16 protein-coding genes and 4 pseudogenes are annotated in these 16,769 nt (G+C 68.8%); 14 read left to right on the top strand and 6 right to left on the bottom strand.

Annotation, left to right across the window (positions count from 1 at the left end; genetic code table 11):
* Positions 1–58: 58 nt before the first annotated feature.
* Positions 59–1,366: a hemolysin family protein gene (locus KO353_RS00550; RefSeq protein WP_218285862.1), complete on the top strand. Its 1,308-nt coding sequence runs from the start codon at positions 59–61 to the stop codon at positions 1,364–1,366.
* A 153-nt stretch (positions 1,367–1,519) separates the two neighbouring features.
* Here the strand turns inward: KO353_RS00550 and KO353_RS00555 are convergent, their stop codons facing one another.
* The 4 genes from KO353_RS00555 to KO353_RS00570 all read right to left on the bottom strand — a co-directional run bounded on the left by KO353_RS00555 (position 1,520) and on the right by KO353_RS00570 (position 4,303).
* Entirely contained in the window at positions 1,520–2,311 is a 792-nt protein-coding gene (locus KO353_RS00555) for an IS5 family transposase (RefSeq protein WP_218285863.1), read from the bottom strand.
* Between the two features lie 111 nt (positions 2,312–2,422).
* A complete protein-coding gene (locus KO353_RS00560) occupies positions 2,423–2,857 on the bottom strand; it encodes an arsenate reductase/protein-tyrosine-phosphatase family protein (RefSeq protein WP_218285864.1) in 435 nt (144 codons plus the stop codon).
* Positions 2,858–2,917: 60 nt separating this feature from the next.
* A complete protein-coding gene (gene arsB, locus KO353_RS00565) occupies positions 2,918–3,991 on the bottom strand; it encodes an ACR3 family arsenite efflux transporter (RefSeq protein ID WP_218285865.1) in 1,074 nt (357 codons plus the stop codon).
* Between the two features lie 15 nt (positions 3,992–4,006).
* Positions 4,007–4,303: an ArsR/SmtB family transcription factor gene (locus KO353_RS00570; RefSeq protein ID WP_235691958.1), complete on the bottom strand. Its 297-nt coding sequence runs from the start codon at positions 4,301–4,303 to the stop codon at positions 4,007–4,009.
* Positions 4,304–4,447: 144 nt separating this feature from the next.
* On the opposite strand from KO353_RS00570, the gene KO353_RS00575 reads away from it, so the two are divergent.
* The gene (locus tag KO353_RS00575; protein WP_218285867.1) at positions 4,448–4,954 is read left to right on the top strand and encodes an IS5 family transposase; all 507 of its coding nucleotides are present in this window, start codon (positions 4,448–4,450) and stop codon (positions 4,952–4,954) included.
* A 51-nt stretch (positions 4,955–5,005) separates the two neighbouring features.
* Here KO353_RS00575 and KO353_RS00580 read toward each other — a convergent pair whose 3' ends face one another.
* On the bottom strand, positions 5,006–5,755 hold the full coding sequence (locus tag KO353_RS00580; RefSeq protein ID WP_235691849.1) for an IS5 family transposase: 750 nt from the start codon (positions 5,753–5,755) through the stop codon (positions 5,006–5,008).
* Between the two features lie 600 nt (positions 5,756–6,355).
* On the opposite strand from KO353_RS00580, the gene KO353_RS00585 reads away from it, so the two are divergent.
* The 6 genes and pseudogenes from KO353_RS00585 to KO353_RS00610 all read left to right on the top strand — a co-directional run.
* Positions 6,356–7,606 (top strand): tyrosine-type recombinase/integrase, encoded by a 1,251-nt coding sequence (locus KO353_RS00585; protein WP_218285868.1) that lies wholly within the window; start codon positions 6,356–6,358, stop codon positions 7,604–7,606.
* A gap of 67 nt (positions 7,607–7,673) precedes the next feature.
* Positions 7,674–8,030: pseudogene (locus tag KO353_RS00590) on the top strand (transposase); the annotation flags it as partial.
* A gap of 92 nt (positions 8,031–8,122) precedes the next feature.
* Positions 8,123–8,951: pseudogene (locus KO353_RS00595) on the top strand (IS256 family transposase); the annotation flags it as partial.
* 17 nt (positions 8,952–8,968) lie between these two features.
* The gene (locus tag KO353_RS00600) at positions 8,969–10,354 is read left to right on the top strand and encodes a transposase (protein ID WP_218285870.1); all 1,386 of its coding nucleotides are present in this window, start codon (positions 8,969–8,971) and stop codon (positions 10,352–10,354) included.
* A gap of 21 nt (positions 10,355–10,375) precedes the next feature.
* A pseudogene (locus KO353_RS00605) lies at positions 10,376–10,834 on the top strand (transposase); the annotation flags it as partial.
* A gap of 75 nt (positions 10,835–10,909) precedes the next feature.
* Positions 10,910–11,203 (top strand): annotated as a pseudogene (locus KO353_RS00610) (transposase); the annotation flags it as partial.
* Between the two features lie 61 nt (positions 11,204–11,264).
* On the opposite strand, the gene KO353_RS00615 reads toward KO353_RS00610, so the two are convergent.
* Entirely contained in the window at positions 11,265–11,669 is a 405-nt protein-coding gene (locus KO353_RS00615) for a type 2 periplasmic-binding domain-containing protein (protein WP_218285872.1), read from the bottom strand.
* A 90-nt stretch (positions 11,670–11,759) separates the two neighbouring features.
* Between KO353_RS00615 and KO353_RS16200 the strand changes: the two genes are divergently transcribed.
* The 6 genes from KO353_RS16200 (at position 11,760) to KO353_RS00645 (ending at position 16,725) form a co-directional block, all read left to right on the top strand.
* Positions 11,760–11,960: a hypothetical protein gene (locus KO353_RS16200; RefSeq protein WP_235691959.1), complete on the top strand. Its 201-nt coding sequence runs from the start codon at positions 11,760–11,762 to the stop codon at positions 11,958–11,960.
* 686 nt (positions 11,961–12,646) lie between these two features.
* Complete coding sequence (gene mgtE / locus KO353_RS00625; protein ID WP_218285874.1) at positions 12,647–14,023, top strand: magnesium transporter; 1,377 nt, start codon at positions 12,647–12,649, stop codon at positions 14,021–14,023.
* A gap of 68 nt (positions 14,024–14,091) precedes the next feature.
* Positions 14,092–14,847, top strand: coding sequence for a hypothetical protein (locus KO353_RS00630; protein WP_218285875.1), 756 nt, complete (start codon positions 14,092–14,094; stop codon positions 14,845–14,847).
* Between the two features lie 21 nt (positions 14,848–14,868).
* Positions 14,869–15,096: a hypothetical protein gene (locus KO353_RS00635; protein ID WP_218285876.1), complete on the top strand. Its 228-nt coding sequence runs from the start codon at positions 14,869–14,871 to the stop codon at positions 15,094–15,096.
* A gap of 32 nt (positions 15,097–15,128) precedes the next feature.
* Complete coding sequence (locus KO353_RS00640) at positions 15,129–15,839, top strand: MgtC/SapB family protein (RefSeq protein WP_218285877.1); 711 nt, start codon at positions 15,129–15,131, stop codon at positions 15,837–15,839.
* A gap of 95 nt (positions 15,840–15,934) precedes the next feature.
* A protein-coding gene (locus KO353_RS00645) for an IS5 family transposase (protein WP_407928205.1) occupies positions 15,935–16,725 on the top strand; the annotation gives its coding sequence in 2 pieces (ribosomal slippage) (positions 15,935–16,276 and positions 16,279–16,725; 789 coding nt in all).
* The last annotated feature ends 44 nt before the right edge of the window (positions 16,726–16,769 follow it).

The following is a 16,769-nucleotide window of genomic DNA, read 5'->3' on the forward strand; positions in this document are numbered from 1 at the left end:
CTATCCTTGTCAAGGCGTCGCCAAGCCTCGGGCAGAGCGGCCGCGAGGAATGGGGCCGATGGACGTCGCGCTCGAGATCCTCATCATCGCCCTCCTGATCGCCGTCAACGGTCTGCTTGCGATGAGCGAGCTTGCCGTCGTCTCCTCGCGCAAGGCGCGGCTTCGGGCGATGGCGCGGAAGGGGGTGCGCGGCGCGGCTGCGGCGCTCGCCCTCGCCGAGGACCCGCAGCGCTTCCTGCCCACGGTCCAGGTCGGCATCACCCTCGTCGGCGTGCTCGCTGGCGCCGTCGGCGGAGCGACCCTCGCCTTCCGCCTCGGCGCCCTGCTCGATGACCTCGTCTTCCTCGCGCCGCATGGCGCGACGGTGGCCTTCGCGCTTGTGGTCGCGACCATCACGCTCGCCTCGATCGTGCTCGGCGAGATCGTTCCGAAAACGCTGGCGCTGCGGCGGCCGGAACCGCTCGCCGCCGCCACCGCTCCTCTTCTGGCCGCGCTCGCGCGACTCGCGGGCCCGGCGGTGTGGCTTCTGCAGTCGCTCTCCGGCGCCGTGCTCCGTCTGTTCGGCACGGCGAAGCCGGCCGAGACCGCGATCACCGAGGAGGAGGTGAAGGCGCTCGTGCAGGAGAGCGCCGCCGCGGGCGTGATCGAGCAGGAGGAGCGGCACATGATCGAGCGCGTGCTGCGGCTTGCCGATCGTTCCGTGCGGGCGGTGATGACGCCGCGGACGGAGGTGGCCTGGCTCGACCGTTCCGACCCGCCAGGCGAGATCGCCGCACGGATCCGCGCCCTGCCACCTACGCGGCTCGTCGTGTGCGAGGGCACGCTCGACAACGTGATTGGCGTCGTCCGTGCCAAGGACCTGCTCGATCAGCTGCTCGCGGGAGAGGCGCTTAACCTCGATGCCGCCCTGCGACGCCCGCCAGCGCTTCCCGACACCATGAGCGTGCTCGCAGCACTCGAGATCCTGCGCAACGAGCCGCTCGGCCTCGCGCTCGTGGTAGACGAGTACGGGAGTTTCGAAGGCGTGGTGACCGCCGCCGACATGCTCGCTGCGATAGTCGGCGAGCTCGCCGCCGGCGCGGGCGAGGAGGCGCCCACCTGCACCCGTCGCGCCGACGGCTCCTGGCTCATGGACGGGATGTTGCCGGCGGACGAGGTGCGCTCCCGCCTCGGCCTCGCCTCGCTGCCTGACGAAGGCGAGTACAACACGCTCGGCGGCATGATCCTCACTCTTGCCGGGCGGATCCCCGCCGAGGGCGACCAGGTGATCTGGCAGGACCACGTGTTCGAGATCGTCGACATGGACGGTCGTCGGATCGACAAGGTGATCGTCCGCCCCGCTCCCTCCGCTGTGCCGGACGTCTGACCCGTCGGCGCGCAGACCCGGCGCCGGAGAGCCTTCGCGGGCCGGCGCGCTAAGTGCGGCGCGCGCGGCGTCAGGGGGCCGGGCGTGCACGGTCGCCTGAGCAACAGGGCGGCAGCGTTTCCACGGTCGCGGAAACAGCTCTAGGCTCTGGACTCATAAGCACCAAGTGACGGTTGCGGCGAGGTAGACGGCGCTGAGGAAGACGTCTGCGCGTCGGTCGTATCGCGTGGCGATACGTCGGAAATCCTTGAGGCGGCAGAAGACGCGCTCGATCAGGTTTCGCTTGCGCCAGGCGCTCCGGTCGAAGGGGTGGTGCTGGTTGCGGGTGGGGTTGTTCGGGATCACCGGCAGGATGCCGCGGGCGAGGAGGAAGCTGCGGATGCCGTTGCTGTCATAGGCAGCGTCGGCGATGCAGAGCTTGGCTGACGGCCAGGGAGCAAGCAGCGCCAGTGCCACTGGCGCATCGCCGTGCTGGCCGGCGGTCAGTTCGAAACCGATCGGGCGGCCAAGATGATCGGTCAGCGCGTGGATCTTGGTGGTCCGCCCGCCCCGCGGCGGGCCCCATCGCGGCTTGCCGCGATGGGTTCCGCGACCGCCCGATGGCTTGCGCGCGCTCCCCCCTTTTCCACCCCCGGCGCTGCGATGGGCCTTCACATGGCTGCTGTCGAGCAAAAGCTCGGCCGGCGGGCCGCCAGCCCTGGCGAGCGCGCGGAACACGCGCTGCCACACGCCCTTGGCTCTCCAGCGCACGAAACGGTTGTACAGCGTCTTGCGCGGACCGTAGACAGCCGGCGCATCGACCCACCGACCACCAGAGCGCAGCACATGGACGATGCCGCTGATCACACGCCGGTCATCCACCCGAGGCTTGCCGCGTCTCTCCGAAGGCAAGAGCGGCGCAAGCCGCCGCATCTGCGCCTCGCTCAGCCAAAACAGATCGCTCATCCCGGTTCCCCCCACCAGCAAGGGAACCACTTCGACACACACCCTCCCGCGCCGCTCAAAGAACTTCACAAGGGCGGACCCTGGGCTTCGGCCTGCCGCCGCGGCTTGCCGCTAAGTCATTGACTCATTGGAGCAGCAGTGGGAACCCAGAAGCGGAAATTCTCTGGCACCGCCTCTTCGCCTGGTCGCCTCCACAGCAGGCGGCATCAGGGTCGCTCGGCAGAAGCAGGCTCCAAGTCGCGAAGCCGACGAACCAATCTCGTCGCGCGTGGCGCGGAAGGCATCGGTCATTCGGACTTGTGCGGGATCAGCGATCGGCCAGTGCAGCGGCCGCACCGCCCCAGGTACGACCAGACAGACTTCATCGGCGCACAACGTGACAATCGGCCCGAACCGGGCGAGGTCGATATTCTCGGGCGCCTTGGGCCGGTGGCCCGCGATGTCGATGCCGATCTCCGCCATCACCGCGACGGCCAATGGATTCAGCGTGCTCGGCTTGGAGCCCGCGCTCGCGATCAGCCGTGCGGGCCCGAACCGGGCGCGCAAGGCCCTCCGCCATCTGGCTGCGAGCCGAGTTGGCGACGCAGAGAAAGAGAATGCCATCGCTCATCGCGCTGCCTGTGGCCGCTCGCCGAACCATCGGCGCCCGAGCCAGAGGGCGACGTTGACCAGCGCAATGAGCACGGGGACCTCGACCAGCGGACCGATCACGGTGGCGAAGGCGACCGGAGACGTCAGGCCGAAGGTGGCGATCGCGACCGCGATGGCGAGCTCGAAATTGTTCGAGGCGGCGGTGAAGGCGATCGCGGTGGTGCGCGGATAGTCGGCCTCGATCAGTTTTCCCATCCAGAAGCTGACAATGAACATGATCACGAAGTAGAGTGCGAGCGGTACCGCGATGCGCGCGGCATCGAGCGGCAGCTTCAGCACGCTGCCGCCCTTGAGCGCGAACATCGCGACGATGGTGAACAGCAGCGCCACCAGCGTGATCGGAGCGATTCTCCGGATGAACTGCTGCTCGTACCAGGCCGCTCCCTTCGCCGGCAGCAGCAGTCGGCGGGTCAGATAGCCGGCCGCGAAGGGCAGGCCGAGATAGATCAGAACCGCCTCGGCGATCGTCCAGAATCCGATATCGACGACGCTGCCCTCGAGACCCATCAGGGACGGCAGCACCGCGAGGAAGAACCACGCATAGACGCTGAAGAACAGGATCTGGAAGACTGAGTTGAAGGCGACCAGGGCGGCCACGTACTGGTTGTTGCCGCCGGCGAGCTGGTTCCAGACGATCACCATGGCGATGCAGCGCGCGAGCCCGATCAGGATCACGCCCGTCATGTACTCCGGATGGTCACGCAGGAAGAGCACGGCGAGCGCGAACATCAGCAGCGGGCCGATGATCCAGTTCTGCACCAGCGAGAGCAACAGCACCCGCCAATCCTCGAACACGCGCGGCAGCTCCTCGTAGCGCACGCGCGCGAGCGGCGGGTACATCATCAGGATCAGCCCGAGCGCGATCGGCAGGTTGGTCGATCCCAAAGACAGGCTGTCGAGAAGACGCGGCACCGCCGGAGCCGCCGAGCCGAGCGCAACGCCCGCCGCCATCGCGGCGAAGATCCAGAGCGTGAGATAGCGGTCGAGGAACGACAGGCGCTGCCGCGGCGATGCGGTCGGGGAACTCATCTGCAGATCCTGCTGCTAGAGCGCGGCCACAAGGGCCTTAAGCCGCGCGAGCCCCAAGCCGCTGAGCCGGTAGCATACGCGCGGCCCGTCCACTTCACCCTCGACCAGCCCGGCCGCCTTGAGGATGCGGAGGTGTTCCGAAACGGTGGATTGGGCGAGTTCGAGGTCGGCGACGATGTCGCAACCGATGCAGCCCTCGCGTCGGGCCAGCAGGCGCAACACGCGCACGCGCGCCGGATGGCCGAGCGCCTTTGCCAGCACGGCAAGCTCCTCATCGGCGGCATTCGGTCGGGGAACGCTGCGGTGGCTCACGATCACTCGCCCTTGTTCGTTCATCGTCGAAGGACGATATAAGAGGCGCAGCTCGGCAGCCGCAACCCCCGCGGCGCGGCGATTGATCCGGCGCAAGGCCGACCTCCGGAGCGTCTGCCAGCCTCCGGTCTCGAAGAGGAGATCTTGCCCGATGCAGACCTACTCGGTGACAGCACGGCGCCTCGACGGCCATGGCAGCCGGATGCGCTGCAAGACGGCGGAACTGGTCGCCGATACCGATCCGGCCGGCCGCGCGGCGGGCGGACCACCAAGATCCACGCGCTGACCGATCATCTTGGCCGCCCGATCGGTTTCGAACTGACCGCCGGCCAGCACGGCGATGCGCCAGTGGCACTGGCGCTGCTTGCTCCCTGGCCGTCAGCCAAGCTCTGCATCGCCGACGCTGCCTATGACAGCAACGGCATCCGCAGCTTCCTCCTCGCCCGCGGCATCCTGCCGGTGATCCCGAACAACCCCACCCGCAAACAGCACCACCCCTTCGACCGGAGCGTCTGGCGCAAGCGAAACCTGATCGAGCGCGTCTTCTGCCGCCTCAAGGATTTCCGACGCATCGCCACGCGATACGACCGACGCGCAGACGTCTTCCTCAGCGCCGTCTACCTCGCCGCAACCGTCACTTGGTGGTTATGAGTCCGGAGCCTAGGCGCGAGCAGGGGACACCCTGCCCTCTAGGCTCAGGACTCATTGTCCGAGCCAGAAGGTGACGATGGCGGCGAGGGTGATGGCGCCGAAGAAGATGGTGGCGCATTGGTCGTAGCGGGTGGCGATGCGTCGGAAATCCTTGAGGCGGCGGAAGGCGATCTCGATGCGGTGGCGCTGACGATAGAGCGCCTTGTCGTAGGGGATGGGCTGCTTGCGGTTCTTCTTGGTCGGGATGCATGCGGCGATGCCACGCTCGGCGAGCGCGGCGCGGAACGGGGTGCTGTCGTAGCCGCGGTCAGCGATCAGCTCGCGCGCCGGCGGCAGGAGTGGGGCGAGGATGTTGGCGCCCTTCTGGTCGTTCATCTGCCCGGCGGAGAGCATCATGACGACGGGGCGGCCTTGGCTGTCGCAGACGGCGTGGAGCTTGGCGTTCAGCCCGCCCTTGGTTCTGCCGATGCACCGATCAGGCGCCCCCTTTTGAGGAGGCTGGCCGCGGTGCGGTGGGCCTTCAGGTGCGTGCTGTCGATGATTAGGCGGTCGGGCTCGCCGGCCTCGCCGGCGAGGGCGGCGAAGATGCGGCTGAACACTCCAGCGGACGAAGCGGTTGTAGAGGGTCTTGTGCGGGCCGTAGCCCGGCGGGGCGTCGCGCCAGCGCAGGCCGCCCCGGATGACGAAGATGATGCCGCTGAGGACGCGCCGGTCGTCCACGCGCGGGATGCCGTGCGAGAGCGGGACGTGCGGCCGGATGCGCCGCATCTGCGCCGGGGTGAGCAGAAACGGGACGGACATGAGGGCACCTCCGCCCCGTTCAGAATCACGCCCGCCCGCGTCGCCGCAAGCAGATGAATGGGTCCTGCGCCTAGAGTGACCATAACGGCCATTCGCAGTCTACGATTTCTACAAGTCGGAACGTTGCAGGATACGGAAGGGGTGCAGCGCTCCGACAGCACAATAATCGCGTGCCACCGCATGTGGTTTACGCCGACGCGGTGGGCCTGGCAGCACCGCCCTTCTGCGACGCTGACCGGCCCGCACCGACCTGGCTGACTCACTGGAAAACGGTAGCGTCTGGAATGACGCGAAGGGATCTGGCGCTTGGCGCCCGCTCAGCCCTCGAAGCGGGTGCAGAGTGTAGGGGCGAAAGCGCGCGGACACAGCAAAGCCACGCAACTGCAACGTTTGACAGCTGGACATGGCGTCCCGTACGAACGCAATTCCAGGGATTCAGGCCGTTGCAGCCTTGCGCAACCGTGACGGAATGAGGCGGCTGACACAAGGTATGAGGCCGGGTTGCGGCGGTTCTGAGCAAGCCTGACGCGGTTTGTTACGATTTCGCATTGCCCTCGCCGAGTGTGGGAACTAGTGTGGGAACCGGAGTGAGGTTCCCACATGCCCAATCTCGACAACCGCATCATCCTCGCGGCGCAGCCCAAGGCGACGCCCTACCGCCTGTTCGACGGCAAGGGACTGTTCCTTGTGGTGAAGCCCTCCGGCGCGAAGGCTTGGATGCTGCGCGTTCAGGTGGCCGGGAAGCGGCATGACGTGGGGCTTGGCGGCTATCCCACCGTCAGTCTCAAGGAAGCCCGCGAGAAGGCCGAAACGATGCGGAAGCAAGCCCGCGCCGGGATCGACCCAATCGAGGAACGCGAGGCCGCCCGACGCGAGCGCGAGGCCGCGCGCAAGGCCCTGGAGGAAGCCCAAGCCTGCACCTTCCGCGCCGTGGCCGAAGCCTGCATCCAGTCCCAAGCGCCCGGCTGGAAGGACCGCAAGACCGCCGTCATGTGGCGCAACAGCCTCGAACGCTGGGCCTATCCCGAGATCGGCGACATGCCCGTTGCCGCTATCGACAAGCATGCCGTCATGCGCGCGATATCGGCGGTCTGGCGCGAGCGGCCCGCCACCGCGAGGAAGGTTCTCCGCCGCATTGGCGCGGTGCTGCGCTACGCCGCCGCGCATGGCTGGCGCGCGAATGACAACCCGGCCGATGCGCGGATGCTGCGGAACATGGGCCTGCCCGCGCTGCCCGGAGGCCGCAACCTGCCGTCCCTGTCCTGGGCGCGCATCCCCTTGTTCTGGGTCGCGCTCGACAACGTGGAAGGCATGGGCGCTGCCGCGCTGCGCTTCGCCATCCTGACGGCGCTGCGCTCCGGCGAGGTGCGCAAGGCGCGGTGGAACTGGATCAGTTTCGAGGGTCCCGTTCCAGTGTTGACGGTTCCGGGCGAGGCGATGAAGGGGAAGCGCTCGGCCGAGGTGTTGCCGCACCGCGTGCCGCTTGCGCCCGCCGCGCTGGAAGTCCTGGCGCGGGCCTACCGCGAGGCGACCGGCCTGCCATGCACGGTGGCCGAGTTGCCCAAGCGCGCGGCGCTGGCGGGCAAAGCGCTGATCTTCCCGAGTGCGACACGCCGCACGCCGATCAGTGACATGACCATGAGCGCCGTCATGCGTCGGATGAACGCCGACTGCCCGCGTGGCGCACCACCACCGTGGCGCGACGCCGATGGCCGCGACGCCGTGCCGCACGGCATGCGGTCGAGCTTCAGCACATGGGTTGATGACGGCCACCCCGCCGAGCGCGAGGCGGCGGAGAGGGCGCTAGGCTCAGGACCTATTGATCGTTTGGAGCGACGCGGGCAGATGTGATTCTGGATGTGTCGGGGGTGCTGCCCTGGCCAATCCGACACCGCCCTTTCTGCTGACGCTGGCGCAGATGCGGCGCCTATCCCCGCACTTCCCGCGGTCGCACGGGATTGCACGGGTGGATGATGGCCGCGTGCTGAGCAGCACCATCTACGTGCTCCGCCAAGGCCTCTGGTGGCGCGATGCGCCGGCCGCCTATGGCCCGCACAAGACGCTCTACAACCGCTTCGTCCGCTGGAGTGTTCGACCGCATCTTCGCTGCCCTGGCGGCCGAGGCCGGCCCGCCGTCACGGCTGATGATCGATGCCACGCATCTGAAGGCGCATCGCACCGCCGCCAGCCTGCTCAAAAAGGGGCTTTGCCCCGCTGCATTGGCCGCACTAAGGGCGGGCTGAACTCGAAGCTCCACGCCGTCTGCGACGGTCGCGTCCCTGTTGGTGGTGTAGGTGCTGGGGGTGGTCATCGGCGGACGCCGGTAGGGTTGGGTTGCGAGAGCCACCCCTGACCTGAGGATCCCCGATGACCGACGCGATTATGAGCCTTCGTGCCCAGGTGGAGAAGGCCCCGGACGCCGACCTCCTGCGCGAGATGATCGGCTTTGCTGCCGAGCGGCTGATGGAGTTGGAGATTGGCGGCCTGACCGGCGCCGGCTACGGCGAGAAGAGCGCCGAGCGGCTGGTGCAGCGCAACGGCTACCGCGAGCGTGACTGGCAGACGCGCGCGGGCACGGTGGAACTGCGCATTCCTCGCTTGCGCCGAGGGTCCTACTTCCCCGGCTTCCTCGAGCCGCGCCGGATGGCGGAGAAGGCGCTGACCGCGGTGATCCAGGAGGCGTACATCCAAGGCGCCGCGACGCGCTCGGTCGACGATCTGGTGAAGGCGCTCGGCATGAGCGGCATCTTCGGGCTCCCATCGCGGCTTACCGCGATGGGGTCCCGTCAAGAGCCAGGTGAGCCGGCTCTGCGAAGAGATCGACGAGCGGGTGAAGGCGTTCCTGGATCGTCCGATCGAAGGCGACTGGCCCTATCTCTGGATCGACGCGACCTACGTGAAAGTGCGCCAGCAGGGGCGCATCGTCTCGGTGGCGGTGATCGTCGCGGTCGGCGTCAACGGCGACGGCCGGCGCGAGGTTCTGGGCATGGATATCGGCCCGTCCGAGGCGGAGACGTTCTGGACCGCGTTCCTGCGCAAGCTCGCCCGACGCGGCCTGCGCGGCGTCAAGCTGGTCATCTCCGACGCGCATAAAGGCCTGAAGGCGGCAATCGCCAAGGTGTTGAGTGCGACCTGGCAACGATGCCGCGTGGGGCTGTTGAAAAACCTCCCGGCCTCTGATTCGATCTCGCAGCGATGCGATGAGGTGGGAGCATGCTGGGGCGACGCGGACCGGAGCAGTACGAGTTCTTCGCTGGCTCTCTGCGTGAGCTGATTCCTGACGAGCATGTGCTCGCCCGCGTTGATCGCGTGCTCGATCTGAGCTGGATGCGTGACGAGGTGGCTGGGCTGTACAGCGCCGAGGCCGGTCGTCCCAGCACCGATCCGGAAGCGGCGGTCAGGCTGATGCTGGCCGGCTTCCTGCTCGGCCTCGTTCATGACCGCCGTCTGATGCGCGAGGCGGCGGTGAACCTGGCGATCCGCTGGTTCGCGCGCTTCGGCCTGACCGAGCCCCTGCCGGACCATTCCTCGCTCACGCGCATCCGCCAGCGCTGGGGCGCGGCGCGCTTTCGCCGCATCTTCGAGCGCACGGTGACGGCGTGCGTGGCGGCCGGGATCGCGAAAGGCGAGGTGGTGCATCTCGACGCCACGCTGATCCGCGCCGATGTCAGCTGGGAGGCGCTCGCGCAACGTTGGGTCGCAACGCTGGAAGCCGAGAACGAGCCGGTCGATCAGGCCGCGCGCGAAGGCAAGCAGACGGGCAGGTACAAGAAGGTCTGCACCACCGATCCTGACGCGACGATGGCGACCACCGGCCGCCGCCAGCGGCTCGAGCCGGCATACAAGCAGCACACCGCCGTGTGCGACCAGGCCGGCGTGATCGTCGACGGGGAGGCGACGACGGGTGAGCTCAACGAGGGCGGCGAGCTCGTGCCCGCGATCGAGCGCGTCGAGGCGGTGACCAGCACGGCCGTCGCGGTCGCCAGCGCCGATGCCGGCTACGCCTATGCCAAGGTCTACGGCGCGCTCAAACGGCGCGGCATCACGGCGGTCATCCCGCCGAAGGCTGAGCCGATCCGATCGCCGGTGCCGATGCGGCGCTTCCGCTACGATGCCCGCCACGACCGCCTCACCTGCCCACGCGGCAAGACGCTGAAGGCCGATCGGCGCGTGAAGCATCGCCGCTTCTTCACTGCGCGGGCGAAGGATTGCCGGCGCTGCGACCTGGCCCGCCTCTGCCGCTCGGGCGGGCGCGTCAACAAGGCGGTGGTGGTCGGTGACGACTATCCCGCGCTGCTGCGCGCTCGGCGTCGGCGCGAGAGGTGGAGCGATCACGACAAGGCCGTCTATGCCCGCCACCGCTGGCGCGTCGAGGGCGTGCATGGCGAAGCGAAGACCCGCCACGGCCTGGCGCGCGCGGTGCGCCGCGGCCTGGCCAATATCAGGATCCAGGTCTACCTGACGGCCGCCGCCATCAACCTCAAGCGTCTGGCGGCCGCCATCGCGGCCATGCTCTATGCGCTCGCCGTGGCTCTCATCGCGGAGGTCGAGATCGCGCCGCGGGCGAGACGCGCCAACACGGGATTCGCATCGGCCTGACTTGAGTTCTTCAACAGCCCCCGCGTGCACTTCATGCGCAACGCTTTGGCCCATGCCGGCAGGAGTGGCAGACGCGTCGTCTCCGCCTTCATCGCCACCGCGTTTGCCCAGAACGACGCGGCAGCCGCCACGATGCAGTGGCGCCGCGTCGCCGACCAGTTGCGACCCAAGCTGCCGAAGCTCGCCGCGCTGATGGACGAGGCCGAGAGCGATGTGCTCGCCTACATGAGCTTCCCGCCGCAGCACCGCGCCAAGCTGCACAGCACCAATCCGCTCGAACGCCTGAACGGTGAGATCAAGCGACGCACCGAGGTGGTCGGCATCTTCCCCAACGAAGCGGCCATCACACGCCTCATCGGCGCCATCCTGCTCGAACCGAACGACGAATGGGCCGTCCAGCGCGCACGCTACATCACCCTGGAAAGCATCAGCCCCGTCGGCGATGATGCACCCGTCAGCCTCCCCGCAATGGCAGGCTGACCAGCCCGGCCACGCCGGCAACCGCGGCAGCTCACCGCCAGCTACACCACGACACGGGACACGACCGTCTGCGACGGTCAGGGGCGCCCCGTGGTCCTGCTGCTCACCGAGGGCCAGGCGAGTGACCACCGCGGCGCTGCGCTGATGCTCCCGAGGCTCCCGCCCGCGCGTGAGCTGATCGCAGACCGGGGGTACGACAGCGCCCGCTTCAGGGCCGAACGCGCAGCGCGTGGCATCGCCGCCTGCATCCCCTCGACGCGCTCGCGCAAGCAGCCCATCCCGCACGACCCAACGCTCTACCGACAACGCCACCGCATCGAGAACATGTTCGGCCGCCTCAAGGACTGGCGGCGCATCGCCATGCGCTAAGACCGATGCGCTCACACCTTCCTCGCAGCCATCACCCTCGCCGCAACCGTCACCTTCTGGCTCAATCAGTGAGTCCTGAGCCTCGGCCTTGCGCAGCCCGGCCTCGAGCGCTGCCCGGGCCGGTGGCGCGAGCTGATCCCAAAAGCGCGGGTTGACATAGACCTTGGGCGAACACGCCGAAGAAGGGCCTGACGGTGCCGAAGCGCTTCACCTCGTGGAAGCGGCGCGAGACGAAGGCCGAGACATCGGTCAGCCCAGCATCGAGCCCGCCGGACTGCGGCGCGCCCACGACCTCCGGCGCCGGTGTGGCGACAGGAGCGGCGGCGACGGCGCGGAGCCCCGTTTCGATCAGCGGGTTGAGGCCCCGGATCCTGAGCCCCTGGAAATCGGCGAGGGTGAGGATCGAGCGGCGGCCCGAGGTAAAGATCGACAGCCGCGTGGTGAAGAGCCGAGCGACCGAGCGCACGCCGCGCCGCGCCGTGCCGCGTCGAGGAAACGCGCCGCCTCGGAGCCCGGGAATTCCTCGATCCGGCCGAGCTCAGTGAAGAGGAACGGGATGGTCGGCGCCCTCGTCTTCGGGATGGTGTTGCCCCAGGTGAAGTTGGTCGCCACCGCCGCCTCGAAGGCGCCGCGCGCGACGCCGGGGACGTTCTCGGCCACGCGCGCGAGCCGTTCGGCGGGGAACACCTCGACCTCGATCCCGGCGCGGCGTGCGGTGGCGTCCTCGGCGAAGGCGGCGAGCATGCGGGCGATGTGATGGTCAAGGGGATACTGGTGCGAGAGCCGCATCCTCGCCGGCTGCGCGCGCAGTGCGGGAGGGGCAGCAAGCATGGCGGCAGCTGCGGCGGGGGACGTCATGTCCGTGCGGCGTGCGAGTCGCATCCTTCCCTCCCTGACCGTTGCTCGGGCTTACGGCAGGCATGCGCATGGGTCAACGCTCGCGGGCGCTCCGTTCGCGCGATTGCGGTTGACAGGCCAATGCCAAGCGCATAGGTGATCCATCGCGGGCAATTTCCATTGCTCCGCAGCAAGGATCGTGACACGCGCAATGGGCGACGGAAGCAGAGGTCGATCGACGGCTCCCACCCCGGCGCGGCACTGGATGGTCTGAGCCGGGTCTCTGACCCGCCGCTCCTCCGTCAGTGCAGCCTCGGGCAGGGCCGGCAGACCGAGGAGATGGCGGGATGACTGCAGCGACACGAATCGTTGCGTTCGACGGTGGCGCGCCCGAAGCGCCTGCTGCCGCGCACCCGCACTCGCCCCGCGCCAGCGAGGGAGGTGGCCATGGACGACGGCAGTAGTAGTCGCAGGGGCCGCCCGCGCTGCCAGGGGCGGCCCCGCCACCTACACGACAGACAGAGACACCGCAGCCGCCCGGGGCGCAGCGCCTGACACGCGCGTCTCCGCCGGCGGCTGCCGCCAGACCGGACCGGAGACGACACGATGGACCTCAGGCTGCAGAGCGCTGCTCTTGCCTCGCTTCTGACCCGCGGCGACGAGATCTCTGCGCGCACCGCCCTCGCCGCCCACCACCCAGCTAATCTTGCCGCGATCCTGCCGACCCTGCCGCTCGATCTGCGGCTTCGGGCGCTGGCTTCGCTTCCGGTCGAACGCCAGGCGCAGGTGTTCGGCTATCTCGCGCCGGCCGACCAGCTCGCGCTTGCGCGGGCGCTGAGCCGCAAAGACCTCGGCGCGATGTTCGCCGCCATGGCGCACGACGAGCGTGCCGACCTCTTCAAGCGCCTGAGCGAGGAGGAGCGCGAGGCGCTGCTGCCCGGGCTTGCCCAGGCAGAGCGGGAGGACATACGCAAGCTCGCCTCCTACCCGGAGGACCGTGTCGGCGCGGTCATGACCTCGGACTATGCGACGCTCTCGCCGGAGCTCTCCGCGCGCGAGGCGATCGAGCAGCTCCGCCGCGAGGCGCCTAACCGCGAGACCATCTACGAGAGCTACGTTATCGACGAGTCGCGCACGCTCTTGGGTGTGGTCTCGCTGCGCGACCTGATCACCGCGGCTCCGGAAGCGAAGGTCAGCGAGATCATGCGGCGCGAGGTGGTGAAGGTCTCGGCGGAGGCGCCGCGCGCCGAGGCGGTGCGGCTCATCCGCGAATACGACCTGATCGCACTGCCGGTGGTCAATGGCGGGGAGAAGCTCGTCGGCATCGTCACCGCCGACGACGCGATGGATGTGGCCGACCTCGAGGAGAGCCGCCGCATCCAGATCTTCGGCGGCACCTCCGCGCTCGGGGGGCCGGACATCGACCTGATGAACTCGCCGCTCAGCCGGATTTTCACCGCGCGCTTCTTCTGGCTCGCGCTTCTCACCGTGTTCGGGCTCGCAACGAGCCATCTCGTCGCCGCGCAGTCGGAGATGCTCGAAAAGGTGCTCATCCTCTCCGCCTTCATCGCACCGATCATCGACATGGGCGGCAACACGGGAAGCCAGACGGCGACGATGGTGATCCGTGCGATGGCGCTCGGCCAGATCAGCCTCCGCTTCGCCGATTTCTGGCGTGTGTTCAGGCGCGACCTGCCGGTCGCGCTCGCGCTCGGCCTCGGCATCGCCGCGCTCGAGGCGGTGCTCGCCTTCACCACCAAAAGCATCGGCTGGGAGGTTGTCGCCGTCGTCGGTCTGTCGATGCTCTCCTGCACGGTGGCGGGAAGCCTGTTCGGCCTCGTGCTTCCCTTCGCTGCGCGCGCGATCAGGCAGGACCCGGCGACGCTGAGCGCGCCCGTCATCACCTCAATCATGGATATGCTGGGCGTGCTGATCTATTTCGGAATCGCCTGGATCTTCCTCGGCCATCTCTTCGTCGAGTGAGACGACGCGGCGCCGGGTCTCGGCCCGGCGCCGCCTCCCGTCACGCTCCAGAACCGGAGACGACAATCATGCGACTTCTGGCACCGCTTGCGCTCGCAGCCGCCCTCGCACCCGCCTTCACCCCGGGGGCGCTCGCCCAGGGCGGCCCCTACCGCGTCGATGACGCCGCCATCGCCGCGCCCGGGACCTTCAAGCTGGAATCATACGGCGCGTTCTCAGTGAACCGCTCGCGCGAGCGCGCCTACACCGTCACCCCCGGAGCCACCTTCGCCGGACTGCCCTTCGTCGAGTTCAGCCTCGGCCTCGAGCGGGCCGGGGAGGCGCGCGGCGACGACTCGGACAAGCTCCGCTTCTGGTCGAGCGTCATCTCGCCGCAGGCGAAGGTCGCCCTTCTGCCGATCGAGCGCCATGGCATCGGGCTCGCGCTCAAGACGGGCTTCTCCTACCGCACCGCGCTGCAGCGCCCCGAACCCGACCCCGACGCTCCGGCCCGCCTCCGCCGCCTCGACCTGCCCTTCGCGACCGCGATCGTCTCGGTCGCGCCGATCGAGAGCGTGACGGTGAGCGCCAATCTCGGCGTCGAATACGACCGCACGGAGACCCGCGCGGCGCCGACCTGGGGTCTCGGCGCCGCCTGGGAGGCGATCGAGTCGCTGTCGTTGATCGGCGCCGTCTCGGGCTCCGACCGCGGCCGGGCCGCGCTGCAGGCCGGGCTTCGCAAGACCGTGCTCGACGGCAGGCTCGACCTCGACGTCGCGCTCGGCCGCAACCTCTCCGACGAGCGCGCCACCTGGATCATTGCCGGCTTCGCCGCGCGGTTCTGAACCGGGGGACGGATCGATGGGGTGTTCGGAACGATGTCCGCCGCCCTGCGCGCGCGCTGCGTCCGGGTCGTCAGCGCGTTTCGCCTCGCCCTTGCGCTCGCGCTGATCGATCTCCTCGCGGCGCTCCTGCAGCGCCGTCTCGTCGGTGCGGGCGGCGCCTGGCCCTGGGTTCGCCTCGCGACGAGGCTTGCCGGCCTGCCGCTTCGGCGAGGCCCGTCGCATTGCGCGCACCGGCGCGGCGGGCGATGAACGCGGCTTTCGCCTCTTGAGGGAGACCGGGCATGATCGAGATCCACGAGGCGGCGCTCAGGCTCGCTGTGGCGGTGACCGCGGGCGCGCTGATCGGTGCCGAGCGGCAATGGCGGCAGAGGATGGCGGGCTTGCGCACCAACGCTCTGGTCGCGCTCGGCGCCTGCTGCTTCACCCTGTTCGGGCTGGTCACGCCCGGCGATGCGAGCCCGACCCGCGTGGCCGCACAGGTCGTCTCCGGCATCGGCTTCCTCGGCGCCGGCGTGATCCTGCGCGAGGGGTTCAACATCCGCGGCCTCAACACCGCCGCCACGCTCTGGTGCTCGGCCGCGATCGGCGTCTTCGCCGGAGCAGGCGCGCCCGCTCTCGCCGCCGTCGCGACACTGATCATCATCGGGGTCAATCTCGGCCTGCGCCCGCTCGTGCGCCTGATCGACCGCCAGCCGACCGCCGGCGCCGAGGTCGACCGGCACTACCGCGTCACGCTCACCTGCAAGGCGAGCAAGGAGGCGCATATCCGCGCGCTGCTCTTGCAGGCCGTGGCGTCGGCGGACGTGAAGCTGCAGCGCCTCGAGAGCGGCGACGAGCCGGCATCGGGCGACGCTCCTGCCGAGCGGGTGACGGTGACGGCGGACCTCGTCGCCTCAGGCCCGAGCGAGACATGGCTTGAGGCCACCGTGGGAAGGCTCTGCCTCGAACCGTCCGTGACCCGCGCCGGATGGTCAGAAGTGAAGACGGGCTAGGCTCCGGACCCATAATGTGTTCATAAAGTTCTTTGAGCGACGCGGGCTGGTGTGATTCGGGGTGGTTCCCTTGGCGGTGATGGAGGGGAACCGGGATGAGCGATCTGTTTTGGCTGAGCGAGGCGCAGATGCGGCGGCTTGCGCCGCTCTTGCCTTCGGAGAGACGCGGCAAGCCTCGGGTGGATGACCGGCGTGTGATCAGCGGCATCGTCCATGTGCTGCGCTCTGGTGGTCGGTGGGTCGATGCGCCGGCTGTCTACGGCCCGCGCAAGACGCTGTACAACCGTTTCGTGCGCTGGAGAGCCAAGGGCGTGTGGCAGCGCGTGTTCCGCGCGCTCGCCAGGGCTGGCGGCCCGCCGGCCGAGCTTTTGCTCGACAGCAGCCATGTGAAGGCCCATCGCAGCGCCGGGGGTGGAAAAGGGGGAGCGCGCGCAAGCCATCGGGCGGTCGGGAAACCCATCGCGGCAAGCCGCGATGGGGCCCGCCGCGGGGCGGGCGGACCACCAAGATCCACGCGCTGACCGATCATCTTGGCCGCCCGATCGGTTTCGAACTGACCGCCGGCCAGCACGGCGATGCGCCAGTGGCACTGGCGCTGCTTGCTCCCTGGCCGTCAGCCAAGCTCTGCATCGCCGACGCTGCCTATGACAGCAACGGCATCCGCAGCTTCCTCCTCGCCCGCGGCATCCTGCCGGTGATCCCGAACAACCCCACCCGCAACCAGCACCACCCCTTCGACCGGAGCGCCTGGCGCAAGCGAAACCTGATCGAGCGCGTCTTCTGCCGCCTCAAGGATTTCCGACGCATCGCCACGCGATACGACCGACGCGCAGACGTCTTCCTCAGCGCCGTCTACCTCGCCGCAACCGTCACTTGGTGGTTATGAGTCCGGAGCCTACTGGTTTGATCGAGTTGATGATTCCCTTGTTG

This window comes from Elioraea tepida (assembly GCF_019203965.1).
Taxonomy (GTDB): Bacteria; Pseudomonadota; Alphaproteobacteria; order Acetobacterales; family Acetobacteraceae; genus Elioraea_A; species Elioraea_A tepida.